We start from the raw sequence: 14,543 nt of genomic DNA, 5'->3' as shown, positions 1-14,543 counted from the left end.
ACTTTCATCTTCCGATAATACGCGGTATTAGCGACAGTTTCCCGTCGTTATCCCCCTCCATAAGCCAGATTCCCAAGCATTACTCACCCGTCCGCCACTCGTCAGCAAGAAAGCAAGCTTTCTCCTGTTACCGTTCGACTTGCATGTGTTAAGCCTGCCGCCAGCGTTCAATCTGAGCCATGATCAAACTCTTCAATTCAAGTTCAATCGCTCAATAAACTGCTTAGCTATAAATAAAACACTACTTAAAAAAAGTAATGATGAATTTTCAGTTAAGCACCTATTAAGACTTCAAAATTAAAAAATAGTTTTAAAACAAGTCAATCAACAAGTGCCCACACAGATTGTCTGATATATTGTTAAAGAGCAAAAAATAACGACGCACTTGGAAACTTAAAAAACTTCACAACAGCGCGTCGTTGTGTGCGGTGCATTATAGGGATTTTCAAATCCCTTGCAAGTACTTTTTTGTAAAAATATTTAAAAAAATGATCTTTTGATTAAAGCGCAAGCGATTAGAGCAAAATATAGATCTTTTTGGCTATTTTTTTAAGCGTTTTAAAATTCTCGGAAGATCTACGATAGAATCTAACACATAATCCGCTATTCCTTCTCCTTCCCCTGTTACTGGTTTACCAGTACGAACTAATACGTTCATTTTTACTTTCGCACCAATCCCCGCTTTTAGGTCTTCAACTTTATCTCCAACCATAATAGATTGCGTAGGATCGATCTTTAATTCTTTGATCGCTTGCAATAACATTCCCGATTTAGGCTTCCGACAATCACAATCTTCTTTATATTCGCCCTTTCCCTCAGAATGATGTGGACAATAGTAAATGCCATCCAAATCCACATCTTGTTCAGCTAACGACCAATCCATCCATTCTGTTAATTGTAAAAACTGATCCTCAGAAAAATAACCACGTGCAATGCCCGACTGGTTGGTCACTAATACCAACAAATATCCCATTTTCTTTAATTCTCGCAATGCATCAATCGCACCATCAATAAATTTAAAGTTATCAATTTCGTGTACATAACCATAATCAATATTTAACGTGCCATCGCGATCTAAAAAAATAGCCTTATTCATTCTCTTGCCTTTTATACATGTCAAATTGACGAAAATTATCTATTTAATCCAAGCAATTAGCAAATATAAGTCATAACTAATCTGTCTAAAAAAGATAATCTGACATATTGACATAGCAATCTAGACATCTAGAATACCAAAACAGATTTAAAAACAATAAATAAAAAGGGCTTATATGATTAAGCTAAATAATATTACGAAAATTTTTGAGCTACCGAACAAAAAATTGACTGCGCTTGATAATGTTTCGTTGAATATCGAAAAAGGTCAAATCTGTGGCGTAATTGGTGCATCTGGTGCAGGAAAAAGTACATTAATTCGCTGTGTGAACTTATTAGAAAAACCGACAAGCGGTTCCGTTATTGTTGATGGCGTAGAATTAACAAAACTTTCTGATCGCGAATTAGTACTTGCTCGTCGTCAAATTGGAATGATTTTTCAGCATTTCAATTTACTAAGTTCTCGCACCGTATTTGAAAACGTGGCATTACCCTTAGAATTGGAAAGTGAGTCAAAAGCAAAAATCCAAGAAAAAATTACCGCACTTTTAGATCTTGTTGGTTTAAGTGAAAAACGTGATGCTTACCCAAGCAATCTTTCTGGCGGGCAAAAACAACGCGTAGCCATTGCACGTGCCTTAGCGAGCGATCCTAAAGTCTTATTATGTGATGAAGCAACGAGCGCATTAGATCCTGCAACGACGCAATCTATTCTGCAATTATTAAAAGAAATTAACCGCACTTTAGGTATTACAATTTTGTTGATTACCCATGAAATGGAAGTTGTTAAACAGATTTGTGATCAAGTTGCTGTCATTGATCAAGGTCGCCTAGTTGAACAAGGTACTGTCGGTGAAATTTTTGCAAACCCTAAAACAGAATTAGCACAAGAGTTTATTCGTTCGACCTTCCACATCAGTCTACCTGATGAATATTTGGAAAATCTTACTGATACACCGAAACATAGTAAAGCCTATCCAATCATCAAATTTGAGTTTACGGGTCGCTCAGTCGATGCACCGTTACTTTCTCAAGCATCAAAAAAATTTGGCGTGGAGCTCAGTATCTTAACCTCACAAATTGATTATGCTGGAGGCGTGAAATTTGGTTATACCATTGCTGAAGTAGAAGGCGATGAAGATGCCATTACGCAAACCAAAGTTTATTTAATGGAAAACAACGTGCGCGTGGAGGTGCTTGGTTATGTTCAATGATTTCTTGGCAACATTCAGTCAGCAATTAACACCTCAAATGTGGGGCGTTGTCGCAACCGCAACTTATGAAACTGTTTATATCAGTTTTGCATCTACCCTACTTGCTGTACTAGTCGGCGTGCCTGTGGGTGTATGGACTTTCTTAACTGGAAAAAATGAGATCTTACAAAACAACCGCACTCATTTTGTGTTAAACACGATTATTAATATTGGGCGTTCCATTCCATTTATTATTTTGCTCCTAATCTTATTACCTGTAACTCGTTTCATCGTGGGAACCGTATTAGGTACAACAGCAGCAATTATTCCATTGAGTATTTGTGCAATGCCATTCGTGGCTCGCTTAACTGCTAATGCACTAATGGAAATTCCAAATGGTTTAACCGAAGCAGCTCAAGCAATGGGGGCTACTAAATGGCAAATTGTTCGTAAATTCTATTTGTCAGAAGCTCTACCTACGCTAATTAATGGCGTTACTCTTACGCTAGTCACTTTAGTTGGTTATTCTGCAATGGCAGGAACACAAGGGGGCGGTGGTTTAGGTAGCCTCGCTATCAACTACGGCGTATATCGCAATATGCCTTATGTCACTTGGGTGGCAACCATTATTATTGTGCTATTCGTTATGATTAGCCAAAAACTCGGCGATACACTGGCTAGAAAAGTGGATCATCGTTAATTAAACGCAACTCTTAACTTAAACAGGAAGGAAATCCTATGAAATTAAAACAACTTTTTGCAATCACTGCAATCGCATCAGCTCTCGTTTTAACAGGCTGTAAAGAAGACAAAAAACCTGAAGCTGCAGCAGCACCGCTTAAAATCAAAGTCGGTGTAATGTCTGGCCCTGAGCATCAAGTTGCAGAAATTGCAGCAAAAGTCGCTAAAGAAAAATACGGTTTAGACGTTCAATTCGTTGAATTCAATGACTACGCATTACCAAATGAAGCTGTATCTAAAGGTGATTTAGATGCAAACGCAATGCAACATAAACCTTATTTAGATGAAGATGCAAAAGCGAAAAATTTAAATAACTTAGTTATCGTGGGTAATACTTTCGTCTATCCATTAGCGGGTTATTCTAAAAAAATCAAAAATGTGAATGAATTACAAGACGGTGCTAAAGTTGTTGTTCCTAACGATCCAACAAACCGTGGTCGTGCATTAATTCTTCTTGAAAAACAAGGTTTAATCAAATTAAAAGATGCAAATAACCTTCTTTCAACTGTATTAGATATTGTTGAAAATCCGAAAAAATTAAACATCACTGAAGTAGATACTTCTGTTGCGGCACGCGCATTAGACGACGTTGATTTAGCTGTAGTAAACAATACTTATGCGGGTCAAGTAGGCTTAAATGCTCAAGATGACGGTGTATTTGTAGAAGATAAAGATTCGCCATATGTGAACATTATCGTTTCTCGTACCGATAACAAAGACAGCAAAGCTGTTCAAGATTTCGTAAAATCTTACCAAACAGAAGAAGTTTACCAAGAAGCTCAAAAACACTTTAAAGATGGTGTTGTAAAAGGTTGGTAATTTCTACCGCACTTTAACCCATCACTAAATCCCTTGCCCAGCAAGGGATTTTCTTATCTAAGCTCGGAATGTTTTAAAGAATATTGATAGCTAAAAATAATTAGATAATACAGAAATATGAAATTTCTTTAATTGATTAAAAAAGCAAGATACTTTTACGCTTGGAAATGTTTAATTATAGAAAAGATAATAATTCAGCGAGAGAATATTTAGATTACTTTTAGATAAAGTTCAATTAAATCAAAAATTAAGAGTAATAGCTTCTTTTATCGACAAATTAATAAGAAAATCAAAGATATTTTTACCGCACTTTACCATTACATAAAACCAATTTCGTTTTCTGAGCTTTCAGATAATTAGCAATTCCTTCGGGAACATCATCCGTAAACAAATATTCCACATCACTTAATTCGCCCAATCGAACAATTGCTTGGCGCGTAAATTTAGAGCGATCGGTCACTAATAAGGTCTGACGTGAACTTTCAATAATCGCTCGCTTTACTTGTACTTCATGGTAATCATAATCCAATAATGAACCATCAGCATCGATCGCGCTAATCCCTAAAATCCCGAAATCTAGGCGAAATTGAGAAATAAAATTCACCGTAGCTTCGCCGATAATTCCACCATCCATTCGCAATGATCCGCCCGCCATAACAATATCAAAACTTTCATTTTGGCGTAAAAGATGAGCGGCATTCAAATTGTTCGTCACAATTCTGAGTTTTTCATGACCAAGCAACGCATTGGCGACAGCCTCCGGCGTCGTACCAATATCAATAAACAACGATGCACCGTTAGGAATCAACTTCGCAACTTCTTGTGCAATATTATTTTTTTGTAATGAAAAGAATTGTTTACGATCCACGTAATCAGAATTTTCTGCAGAAGATGGCGATGCCGCACCACCGTGATGGCGGCGAATTAAATCTAACTCCGCCAAAATATTCAAATCACGACGAATCGTTTGAGGGCTAACATCTAAGGCAGCAACCAATTCTTCCGTGCTTAAATAGCCAGATTGTCCCACCAGTTTAATAATTTTTTGATGGCGTAACGATTGTTTCATAGCGAATCCTTTATCCAAATTAAACGGGATTACTCTAGCGAATTTTTGCGCAATTTGCTATCAATAAATCCCCAAATCAAGCCGACAATCAAGCCTGAAATATGTGCAGCATTTCCCATTTCAACACCAAATAATGGGCTAACAAAACCTAATGCGATCCCCGCCAATAACATTGTGAAAAAACCTTCTGGCAGATCAAATAAATGATGATTCAATTTATCACGTATAAATACATAACCTAGAACCGCATATACAACACCAGAAAGCCCAAAGAAAGCGGGGCCAGACACATAATTTTGCACATAGCCTGTTATGGCAGATGCTACAACATACAACATCAATAATTTGACCGAACCAAAAGTGCGTTCAATCATTCCACCGAAAATAAAAAACCAAGACAGATTAAACAAAATATGCAAATTAGATAAATGTACCAATGTATGTGAAATATAACGCCACACTTCACTATCTTGCTCTTCGTAAGCGGGGTAATGCATCAAATACATAATATCGTCTTCAAAACCCAGCTGTTGAGCAAGATAAATAAGCACACAAAGTGCGGTGAGAATTAGCGTGATTTTTCCTTGTTGAGCTAAAAAGTTTTTCATTCGTGATCTCGTGCTTATGCGTAAATTTAAAAATCGGACTTCGCATTAAAAGTCATTGTTTCCCCTGTAATGGGGTGGGTAATCGTCAATTCTTCTGCGTGCAAACATAATCTTGGCGATATAGCTTTAGCCTGAGGATGAGAGTAAAATTTATCGCCTAGAATTGGATGCCCCAATGCTAACATGTGCAAGCGTAATTGATGAGATCTGCCTGTCACGGGCGTCAGTTTCACGCGAGTACTGTTATTCGGCAAACGTGCTAAAACTTCGAATTTTGTGACCGCTCTTTTTCCTAAAACGAAATCCAAACGTTGGCGAGGTCGATTTTCCCAATCACAAATCATTGGCAAATTTACCTCGCCATAATCGTTCTCCAAATGCCCCCAAACAATCGCTTGATAGTGTTTTTTCGGTTCACGTTCGCGAAATTGACGTTTTAATTCACGATCCGCCGCCTTACTTAAAGCAAACACAATAATACCGCTCGTTGCCATATCCAAACGATGAGCAGGCTCACAAAAACCGAATTTTTCTTTTACTCGACTCATTACGCTATCGTAATATTGTGGTTGATTGCCCGACACAGAAAGCAAACCGCTCGGTTTGTTCACCACGCACAAATGATTATCTTGATAAATAATATCCAAATAAGGTTCAAGGGGCGGATTGTATTCAATCAATGCCATTTTTATTCCTTGTTCGTCACAATGACACGCAAGCAATCCAAACGCCAATTTGCTTTAAAAAGCTCGTCCAGTGATTGTGTTCGTTGTTGTTCCAAAATATCAATTTCGCTTTGGCGAATATTTTTATTCACTGCTCGCAAAGCCTGCAAACGATTAATTTCTGCGCTTAATTGTTGATCTGCTTGATTTTTAGCTTCAGCAATAATCGGTTCTGCCAAGGATTTTACGAGTTGATCACCTCGCATGATCAAGTCTTCAATGTTGCTCCGTGCCATTTTCACCATTTGATTGGCAATATTTTTACCAAGTGGTTTCAATTTGCTATGCAATGTTTCAAAAGCAACCTGCTCACCAATGTTATTTCCTTTGTTATCAAGCAGCAGACGAATAGGCGTTGGTGGCAAGAAACGATTGAGCTGTAATCCTTTTGGTGATTGGCTTTCCACCACGTAAATCAATTCAATTAATAAGGTTCCAGCGGGCAGTTGTTTATTCACAAGCAATGCCATTGCGGCTTTGCCAATATCCCCCGAAGCAACAAGATCAATACCTTGACGAATCATAGGATGATCCCAAGTCAAGAATTCCATTTCTTCGCGGGCAAGGGCAAGTTCTCGATCAAAGGTAACCGTCACACCTTCTTCTTTTAAACCTGGAAAATCGGGCACAAGCATTGTCCCAGTTGGACTAATTACAATACTATTAGCCCCAAGATCTTCTTGCTCTACGCCAATAATATCAAATAATTTTAAAGCAAAATTCACAAGCTCTGGCGAATTATCTTCATCAGCAATTTGATCTGCTAATGCTTGTGCTTGCTCACCGCCATGAGAATTTAGCTCTAATAAACGATCGCGACCTTTTTCTAACTCAATCTTGAGTTTTTCCCGAGCGGTTTTAGTTTGTTTTAATAATCCAGAAAATTCATTCTCTGAAAGTGCGGTAGAATTTGACCGCACTTTTTCCAACTCATCGGCAAACTGAGAAAATAATGCCATTCCCATTGGACAAGTTTGTTCAAAAGCATTCAATCCCTCATTGTACCAACGTGCTAAACGACTTTGAGGCGAATCTTTCGCACAAGGCATATAAATTTGCACATCACGTTTTTGTCCAATACGATCTAATCGGCCAATACATTGTTCCAATAAATCAGGATTTGTCGGTAAATCAAATAACACTAAATTTGCTGCGAATTGGAAGTTACGCCCTTCCGAGCCAATACTCGAGCTCAGTAAAACCTGCGCACCGTTTTCTAAGTCCGCAAAATAAGCGGCTGCTCTATCCCGTTCAATAATCGACATTTTTTCGTGGAACACTGCGGCGCGAATCGCCTCACGTTCACGTAAAATTTGTTCTAACTGAATCGCAGTTGCCGCCGTCTGGCAAATCACAAAGATTTTTTCATTGCGATGTAGTTTGAGGAAATCAATCAGCCAATCAATTTTATCATTCTCTTCAGAGAGAGTAATTTGATGATAAACACGGTGCGGAAAACCTTTCACCCCTTGACGTGTATTGCGGAATAACATTCGCCCCGTGCCGTGACGATCAATTAAGGCTTGAATCAATTCCTGACGGGCACGCTGTTGTTCTTCATCATTATTTGATGCAATTGCTTTAAAAAGTGGCTCGACATCTTGTTCAAGCAATAAATCAGAAATATGATTTTTTTCGACCGCACTTAATGCCTTATTTGCCAGCAAAGATTCAACGGCATTAACCACAGGTTGATAGCGTTCCTGCTCTTTCACAAAGGTTTGATAATCAAAGAAACGTTCTGGATCCAGTAAGCGCAAACGAGCAAAATGACTTTCTTGCCCAAGTTGCTCTGGAGTTGCAGTGAGTAACAAGACGGATGGAATGATACGAGCAAGCTGTTCAACGAATAAATAAGCTGCACTTGGCGAGGTTTCAGACCACACCAAATGATGGGCTTCGTCCACAATTAAGCAATCAAATTGAGCATCAAGTGCCTGCTCTACTCGGTTTGGATGCGTTTCTAACCAATTCAGCGAACAGATAATTAAACTTTCAGTCGTGAATGGATTAACCGCATCAAGATCAAAATCGTTGCAACGTTCTTCATCAAAAAGTGAAAAATGCAAATTAAAACGACGAAGCATTTCCACCAGCCATTGATGTTGCAAGGTTTCTGGCACGATAATAAGAACACGTTGCACTTTCTCAGCAAAAAGTTGATTTTGCAAAATCATTCCTGCTTCAATGGTTTTCCCTAAACCAACCTCATCCGCCAATAACACGCGAGGATTAACTCGATTACCGACTTCAGCTGCAATATGAAGCTGATGGGGAATTAAACCCGCACGCGTTCCGCGTAAACCACGCAATGGCGATTTAAATTGTGCTTGCTGATGACAAAGCGTGCGATAACGCAATGCAAAATGAGTACTGCGATCAATTTGCGCTGAAAAGAGACGATCTTTCGCTTGACTAAAAGAAATAATCGGCGAAATATCACGTTCTTGCACAATAACATCTTCATCTTGTGGATTTTTAACTAAATAAAACAACAAACCATTCATATTTTGAACGTCTAAAATCTCGCCTTGCCAGCCAGCTTGATGGGATAATGTTTCGCCTTTGCTAAATACAATTCGACTTAAAGGTGCTTGCGCTATAGCATATATCCGTGTTTCATCTGCTGCGGGGAAATAAATAGTAACAGTTCGTTGATCTAATGCGGTAATAACACCTAATCCTAAAGCGTTTTCACTTTCACTTAACCAACGCTGACCAATAGCAAAGGGCATAATTATTCTCTTTCTGATTTACATTGATAAAACTTGGGGGCGTATTGTAGCTTGCATACTCTTGAAAAGAAACTCACAAAAAATTGACCGCACTTTTAGGAAGATATACGTCACCCCAATATAATTTATCCTTGGATTTTCAATATGCTCAAGCGTAAACTAGAATCTCGACTAAATCCACCGTATAGGGAAAAGAGATGAATTATCGTGATGAATTAATTTTACAATGGGTAAATCAACAAGGAAAAGCCAGCGTAATAGAACTTGCACAGCATTGTGATATTTCGGTGGAAACCATTCGTCGCGATTTGAACAAATTAGCGAACAAAGGCTTATTGCACCGAACCCACGGAGGAGCAGTGAGTAATAAAACCAAAGATTTAGGTTCATTTTTCCAAACTCGAAAACATATTAATGCAACAGCTAAACGACATATTGCCCAAAAAGCCTTGGATTTGCTATATGAAAATGCCGTTATAGGTTTAGATGCAAGCTCAACAAGTTGGTATTTTGCTTATTTAATGCCCGATATTCCTTGTACAGTAGTAACCAATTCAATGTTTAACATTAATGCCCTAGTTAATAAATCCAATGTTAAAACTATTGTTACTGGCGGAGTTTATTCAGCAAAATATGAAGCATTTTACGGTCCCTTATCTGAGTACTTATTACAACGATTACATATTAATTTTTCAGTGTTTTCTTGTTCAGGAATTGATAAAAACGGTAATATCTGGGAATCAAACGAGCTGAATGCCTCTTTAAAACGAAAAATGATGGAAGCTTCAGAACGTGCTTATTTGTTAATTGATTCTTCTAAATTTGAAAAAACAAGTTTGATTCAACTTGCCGATTTAAGCAAAATTAATACCATTTTTTCTGATCGGTCACTTCCCGATAACTTACAAAAATATTGTGAGCAACACGATATAATGACCGTTTTATAAAAATAGATGACCATTTTGACCGAAAATTACTAAAAATTGAAAGAATCGGTCATATACATTTCCTTAAATATAGTCAATTTTTGTGATCTGCTTCGCAGTTTTGCAACAAAATTTCATTTCTTACTGTTTTCCTTATCATTTTTCTTTCACACTCTAATTCAATGAAAACACCATTTGTTCTGCAGTGATTTCATCATTCTTACTTAAGCACAAACAAAGGAGTGTAACTATGGCTCTTGCTACTCAATCAAATCGTATAAAAATCGGTATTCGTCCAACTATTGATGGTCGTCGAATGGGGGTTCGAGAATCTCTTGAAACCCAAACAATACGTATGGCTCAATCTGTTGCTCAATTATTACAAACACATATTCGTCATACAGATGGTACTTTCGTTGAATGTGTAGTTGCAGATAGCACTATCGGCGGTGTAGCCGAAGCAGCCGCCTGTGCGGATAAATTTAAACGCGAAAACGTTGGATTAACCATTACCGTTACCCCTTGTTGGTGTTATGGCTCAGAAACCATTGATATGGATCCTCACATGCCTAAAGCAATTTGGGGATTTAACGGTACGGAACGCCCAGGTGCGGTTTACTTGGCTGCCGCCCTTGCTGGTCATTCTCAATTAGGACTACCAGCCTTTTCCATTTACGGCACAGAAGTTCAAGAAGCCGATGACACAAACATTCCTGAAGATGTAAAAGAAAAATTATTGCGTTTTGCTCGTGCTGGGCTTGCTGTTGCAAGTATTCGAGGAAAATCCTATTTATCTATTGGGTCAGTTTCCATGGGAATTGCAGGTTCTATTGTAAATCAAGCTTTCTTCCAAGAATATTTAGGTATGCGTAATGAATATGTGGATATGATGGAAATTAAACGCCGTTTAGACCGCAAAATTTATGATCAAGAAGAAGTTGATTTAGCCTTGAGTTGGGTTAAACAATATTGCAAAGAAGGGGTTGATGTAAATAGCCTAGAGAATCAACGCAATGCGGAAGAGCGTGCAGAACTTTGGGAAAATGTTGTGAAAATGACCATTATCACTCGTGATTTGATGGTAGGAAATCCAAAATTAGCAACATTAAATTATGCAGAAGAAGCCTTAGGTCATAATGCCATTGCAGCAGGTTTTCAAGGGCAGCGTCATTGGACTGATCATTTGCCAAACGGCGATTTTATGGAGGCAATGCTCAATTCAACTTATGACTGGAATGGCGTGCGTCCACCTTATATTCTTGCCACGGAAAATGATAGTTTAAATGCAATAGGAATGTTATTTGGGCATCAATTAACTGGCAAAGCTCAAATTTTCGCAGATGTGCGTACTTATTGGAGTCAAGATTCGGTTGAGCGTGTTACTGGATGGCGACCTGAAAGTGGATTCATTCATTTAATCAATTCAGGTTCAGCTGCACTTGATGGAACGGGAGAACATCAAGATGCTCAAGGCAATCCAACTTTAAAACCAGCATGGGATGTTACCGAAGAAGAAGCAAAACGCTGCTTAGAAAATACACGTTGGTGCCCTGCTGTTCACGAATATTTTCGAGGGGGCGGTTTATCTTCTCAATTCCTAACCAAAGGTGGCATACCGTTTACAATGCACCGTATTAATCTTATTAAAGGTTTAGGTCCCGTTTTACAAATTGCGGAAGGCTGGTCAATCGACTTACCTCAAGATGTACATAATAAATTAAATCAACGTACTAATGAAACTTGGCCAACAACATGGTTTGTTCCACGTTTAACTGGAAAAGGTGCATTTACTGATGTGTATTCAGTCATGGCAAATTGGGGAGCAAATCACTGTGTAGCGACTCACGGTCATGTGGGGGCTGATCTAATCACTCTTGCTTCAATGTTACGCATTCCAGTCTGTATGCATAATGTATCAGAGAAAAATATTTTCCGCCCTAGCGCTTGGAATGGATTTGGTCAAGACAAGGAAGGGCAAGATTATCGAGCTTGCCTAAACTTTGGTCCGCTTTATAAATAACCCCCTAATTTGTTTTTATAAAAAAGTGCGGTCAAAAACATGATGATTTTTGACTGCGCTGAGGAGAGTTTTTATGGCTATCGCATTGATTTTTGACTGTGGTGCAACAAATTTACGCACCATTGCGATAAATGAAAAAGGACAAATTCTTGCCTCTCATCACCTTGCTAATAATACAAAACAAGGAATCGAATCATCTGATTATCATATTTGGGACATTGAAGAAATCTGGCAAAAATTAACCTCTTGTGCAACTCAAACCCTCAATCAATTAATGCAACAAGGTATTGATTTAAAAGATATTGTAGGAATATCTGTTACCACTTTCGGCGTGGATGGCGCACCTTTTGATGAAAATGATCAACAACTTTATCCGATTATTTCATGGAAATGCCCACGGACCATACCAGTAATGGAAAATCTATCTAATCAATTAGATATCAAATCTCTTTATCAACGTAACGGCATTGGTCAATACAGTTTTAATACTTTATTTAAATTACATTGGTTAAAAACACACAAGCCAGATGTTTTCCAAAAAATGGCTAAATTCGTTTTTATTTCGTCAATGCTCACTCAACGCTTAACTGGTCAATTCACTACAGATCACACAATGGCGGGAACATCAATGATGACAAACCTTACTAGCGGTAATTGGGATCCATCGATTTTAGCATCGCTAGGTTTAAGTAATAACCATTTCCCTCCTATGCGTTATGCAGGTGAAAAAGTTGGAAAATTACGTACACCGTTAGCCCAGAAATGGGGATTAAATCCCGTACCTGTCATTTCTTGTGGACATGATACTCAATTTGCTGTGTTTGGGTCTGGTGCAGGGCTAAATCAGCCTGTGTTAAGTTCTGGCACCTGGGAAATCTTAATGGCTAGAACCCAGCACGCAGAACCTAGATTTGAGTTTGTTTCTCAAGGCTTAACCACTGAATTTGATGCACAATCCAATTGCTTTAATCCAGCGGTACAATGGGTGGGTTCTGGCGTCATAGAATGGTTAGGTAAATTATTATTTTCCGATGTTTATGGCAGCGATCACTATTACACCACAATGATCAAAGAGGGAGAAAAAGCTTTTAATGCGGGAAAAAGAGCGGTCAATTTTGAAGGTATTTTTAGCCAACTAGGGCAAGGTAATATCAGTGGACTTTCCATGTTTGCTACTCGTGGAGAAATTTATGTCAGCGCATTACAACATATGGCAAATAAACTCAAAAACGGTTTATCCGTGCTACATCAAGTCAGTCAGTTCCAAGCTAAAAGCTTAATTTGTGTTGGGGGTGGTTCAAAAAATGTATTGTGGAATCAAATCCGTGCAAACACCTTAAATTTACCGATTGATGTTGTGGACATTTCTGAAAGTACTGTACTTGGTGCCGCAATGTTTACCTTTGCTGGCGTAGGCATTTACGAAAATGTAAACGCGGCACAGCAAGCGATGCCACCAACAAGAAAACGAATTTACCCAAACTAGAAGGAACAACAAAATGCTAAAAGGTATTCACCCAGCTCTTTCTCCTGAATTACTAAAAACCCTCGCCGAAATGGGGCATGGCGATGAGATAGTTCTAGCTGACGCCCATTTTCCCGCACATTCACTACATAAAAATGTAATACGTGCAGATGGTATATCTATAGATATTTTACTTGAAGCAATAACTCCCTTATTCGAATTTGACGCTTATGTTGATGCCCCTCTGTTGATGATGAAAGCAGTTGAGGGAGATTCTTTAGATCCGAATGTTGAAACTCGTTACTTAAATGCGATTGAAAGTGCGGTCGGTTTCACACCAAATTTAACCTGTCTAGAACGCTTCGATTTTTATACACGTGCTAAACAGGCTTATGCTGTTGTTGTCAGTGGTGAGATCGCAAAATATGGCAACATTATCATTAAAAAAGGGGTTACTCCCATTTTATAAACAATAGAGGTACTACAAAATGAACAGAGCAGAATTATCACAAAAAATCATTGATACTTGCCTTGAAATGACAAAATTAGGTTTAAATCAAGGCACAGCGGGAAACGTTAGTGTTCGTTATAAAGATGGAATGCTGATTACCCCGACAGGTATGCCATATCACTTAATGAAGACAGAAAATATTGTTTATGTTGATGGAAATGGCAAACACGAAGAAAATAAATTACCATCAAGCGAATGGCAATTTCACTTGAGTGTTTATCATACTCGCCCTGAAGCAAATGCCGTTGTCCACAATCATTCCATTCACTGTGCAGGCTTATCCATTCTCGAAAAACCTATTCCTGCAATTCATTACATGGTAGCCGTAAGCGGCACAGATCATATTCCTTGTGTACCTTATGCAACATTTGGTAGTCACGAATTAGCTAGTTATGTCGCAACGGGAATCAAAGAAAGCAAAGCCATTTTACTAGCACACCATGGTTTAATCACTTGCGGAGAAAACCTAGATAAAGCCTTATGGCTCGCACAAGAAGTAGAAGTATTAGCGTCTTGGTATTTGAAATTACTCTCTACAGGCTTAGAAATTCCACTGCTCAGCAAAGAGCAAATGCAGGTAGTGTTAGGTAAATTCCACACCTATGGATTACGTATTGAAGAATCCTAAATCTTGTT

13 protein-coding genes and 1 rRNA gene are annotated in these 14,543 nt (G+C 38.4%); 8 read left to right on the top strand and 6 right to left on the bottom strand.

Annotation, left to right across the window (positions count from 1 at the left end):
* Nucleotides 1-199: ribosomal RNA gene (locus DV356_RS09745) — 16S ribosomal RNA — on the bottom strand; the annotation flags it as partial.
* A 342-nt stretch (nucleotides 200-541) separates the two neighbouring features.
* A complete protein-coding gene (gene gmhB, locus DV356_RS09740; RefSeq protein ID WP_118806889.1) occupies nucleotides 542-1,096 on the bottom strand; it encodes a D-glycero-beta-D-manno-heptose 1,7-bisphosphate 7-phosphatase in 555 nt (184 codons plus the stop codon).
* A 175-nt stretch (nucleotides 1,097-1,271) separates the two neighbouring features.
* Here gmhB and metN point away from each other — a divergent pair, with 175 nt between their 5' ends.
* Genes metN through DV356_RS09725 form a run of 3 tightly spaced genes read left to right on the top strand, consistent with a single transcriptional unit; the run spans nucleotide 1,272 to nucleotide 3,848 of the window.
* A complete protein-coding gene (metN, locus tag DV356_RS09735) occupies nucleotides 1,272-2,309 on the top strand; it encodes a methionine ABC transporter ATP-binding protein MetN (protein ID WP_005648552.1) in 1,038 nt (345 codons plus the stop codon).
* Entirely contained in the window at nucleotides 2,299-2,988 is a 690-nt protein-coding gene (locus DV356_RS09730) for a methionine ABC transporter permease (protein WP_005654464.1), read from the top strand. Before metN ends, DV356_RS09730 begins: the two co-directional genes overlap by 11 nt.
* Nucleotides 2,989-3,026: 38 nt before the next feature.
* Nucleotides 3,027-3,848 (top strand): MetQ/NlpA family lipoprotein, encoded by an 822-nt coding sequence (locus DV356_RS09725; protein WP_005654466.1) that lies wholly within the window; start codon nucleotides 3,027-3,029, stop codon nucleotides 3,846-3,848.
* Between the two features lie 301 nt (nucleotides 3,849-4,149).
* Here the strand turns inward: DV356_RS09725 and DV356_RS09720 are convergent, their stop codons facing one another.
* The 4 genes from DV356_RS09720 to rapA are packed head-to-tail and all read right to left on the bottom strand — an operon-like array spanning nucleotide 4,150 to nucleotide 8,985.
* On the bottom strand, nucleotides 4,150-4,917 hold the full coding sequence (locus tag DV356_RS09720) for a DeoR/GlpR family transcriptional regulator (protein ID WP_005658558.1): 768 nt from the start codon (nucleotides 4,915-4,917) through the stop codon (nucleotides 4,150-4,152).
* 29 nt (nucleotides 4,918-4,946) lie between these two features.
* Nucleotides 4,947-5,525 (bottom strand): rhomboid family intramembrane serine protease, encoded by a 579-nt coding sequence (locus DV356_RS09715; protein WP_065250669.1) that lies wholly within the window; start codon nucleotides 5,523-5,525, stop codon nucleotides 4,947-4,949.
* A 26-nt stretch (nucleotides 5,526-5,551) separates the two neighbouring features.
* Nucleotides 5,552-6,211: a bifunctional tRNA pseudouridine(32) synthase/23S rRNA pseudouridine(746) synthase RluA gene (gene rluA / locus DV356_RS09710; RefSeq protein ID WP_112119275.1), complete on the bottom strand. Its 660-nt coding sequence runs from the start codon at nucleotides 6,209-6,211 to the stop codon at nucleotides 5,552-5,554.
* 2 nt (nucleotides 6,212-6,213) lie between these two features.
* Complete coding sequence (gene rapA / locus DV356_RS09705; RefSeq protein ID WP_118806888.1) at nucleotides 6,214-8,985, bottom strand: RNA polymerase-associated protein RapA; 2,772 nt, start codon at nucleotides 8,983-8,985, stop codon at nucleotides 6,214-6,216.
* Between the two features lie 197 nt (nucleotides 8,986-9,182).
* Here rapA and DV356_RS09700 point away from each other — a divergent pair, with 197 nt between their 5' ends.
* From DV356_RS09700 to fucA, 5 genes are all read left to right on the top strand, one after another.
* Nucleotides 9,183-9,932 carry a DeoR/GlpR family DNA-binding transcription regulator gene (locus DV356_RS09700; protein ID WP_005661551.1) on the top strand — a complete coding sequence of 250 codons (750 nt, stop codon included), beginning with the start codon at nucleotides 9,183-9,185 and terminating at the stop codon, nucleotides 9,930-9,932.
* A gap of 229 nt (nucleotides 9,933-10,161) precedes the next feature.
* Nucleotides 10,162-11,931, top strand: a complete 1,770-nt coding sequence (gene fucI, locus DV356_RS09695) for an L-fucose isomerase (RefSeq protein ID WP_118806887.1) — start codon at nucleotides 10,162-10,164, stop codon at nucleotides 11,929-11,931.
* A 73-nt stretch (nucleotides 11,932-12,004) separates the two neighbouring features.
* The gene (fucK, locus tag DV356_RS09690) at nucleotides 12,005-13,417 is read left to right on the top strand and encodes an L-fuculokinase (protein WP_118806886.1); all 1,413 of its coding nucleotides are present in this window, start codon (nucleotides 12,005-12,007) and stop codon (nucleotides 13,415-13,417) included.
* 13 nt (nucleotides 13,418-13,430) lie between these two features.
* On the top strand, nucleotides 13,431-13,865 hold the full coding sequence (gene fucU / locus DV356_RS09685) for an L-fucose mutarotase (RefSeq protein ID WP_005648572.1): 435 nt from the start codon (nucleotides 13,431-13,433) through the stop codon (nucleotides 13,863-13,865).
* Nucleotides 13,866-13,884: 19 nt separating this feature from the next.
* Nucleotides 13,885-14,535, top strand: a complete 651-nt coding sequence (gene fucA / locus DV356_RS09680) for an L-fuculose-phosphate aldolase (RefSeq protein ID WP_005648575.1) — start codon at nucleotides 13,885-13,887, stop codon at nucleotides 14,533-14,535.
* Nucleotides 14,536-14,543 lie beyond the last annotated feature (8 nt).

The organism is Haemophilus influenzae (assembly GCF_003494325.1).
Classification (GTDB): domain Bacteria; phylum Pseudomonadota; class Gammaproteobacteria; order Enterobacterales; family Pasteurellaceae; genus Haemophilus; species Haemophilus influenzae_I.
This window is presented reverse-complemented; position numbering and strand designations above follow the sequence as displayed.

Coding starts and splice junctions, on each gene's coding strand:
- rluA (WP_112119275.1), bottom strand. CDS start 6,211: ATGGCATTGATTGAATACAATCCGCCCCTTGAACCTTATTTGGATATT.
- fucK (WP_118806886.1), top strand. CDS start 12,005: ATGGCTATCGCATTGATTTTTGACTGTGGTGCAACAAATTTACGCACC.
- gmhB (WP_118806889.1), bottom strand. CDS start 1,096: ATGAATAAGGCTATTTTTTTAGATCGCGATGGCACGTTAAATATTGAT.
- DV356_RS09725 (WP_005654466.1), top strand. CDS start 3,027: ATGAAATTAAAACAACTTTTTGCAATCACTGCAATCGCATCAGCTCTC.
- rapA (WP_118806888.1), bottom strand. CDS start 8,985: ATGCCCTTTGCTATTGGTCAGCGTTGGTTAAGTGAAAGTGAAAACGCT.
- fucU (WP_005648572.1), top strand. CDS start 13,431: ATGCTAAAAGGTATTCACCCAGCTCTTTCTCCTGAATTACTAAAAACC.
- DV356_RS09700 (WP_005661551.1), top strand. CDS start 9,183: ATGAATTATCGTGATGAATTAATTTTACAATGGGTAAATCAACAAGGA.
- fucI (WP_118806887.1), top strand. CDS start 10,162: ATGGCTCTTGCTACTCAATCAAATCGTATAAAAATCGGTATTCGTCCA.
- DV356_RS09715 (WP_065250669.1), bottom strand. CDS start 5,525: ATGAAAAACTTTTTAGCTCAACAAGGAAAAATCACGCTAATTCTCACC.
- fucA (WP_005648575.1), top strand. CDS start 13,885: ATGAACAGAGCAGAATTATCACAAAAAATCATTGATACTTGCCTTGAA.
- DV356_RS09720 (WP_005658558.1), bottom strand. CDS start 4,917: ATGAAACAATCGTTACGCCATCAAAAAATTATTAAACTGGTGGGACAA.
- metN (WP_005648552.1), top strand. CDS start 1,272: ATGATTAAGCTAAATAATATTACGAAAATTTTTGAGCTACCGAACAAA.
- DV356_RS09730 (WP_005654464.1), top strand. CDS start 2,299: ATGTTCAATGATTTCTTGGCAACATTCAGTCAGCAATTAACACCTCAA.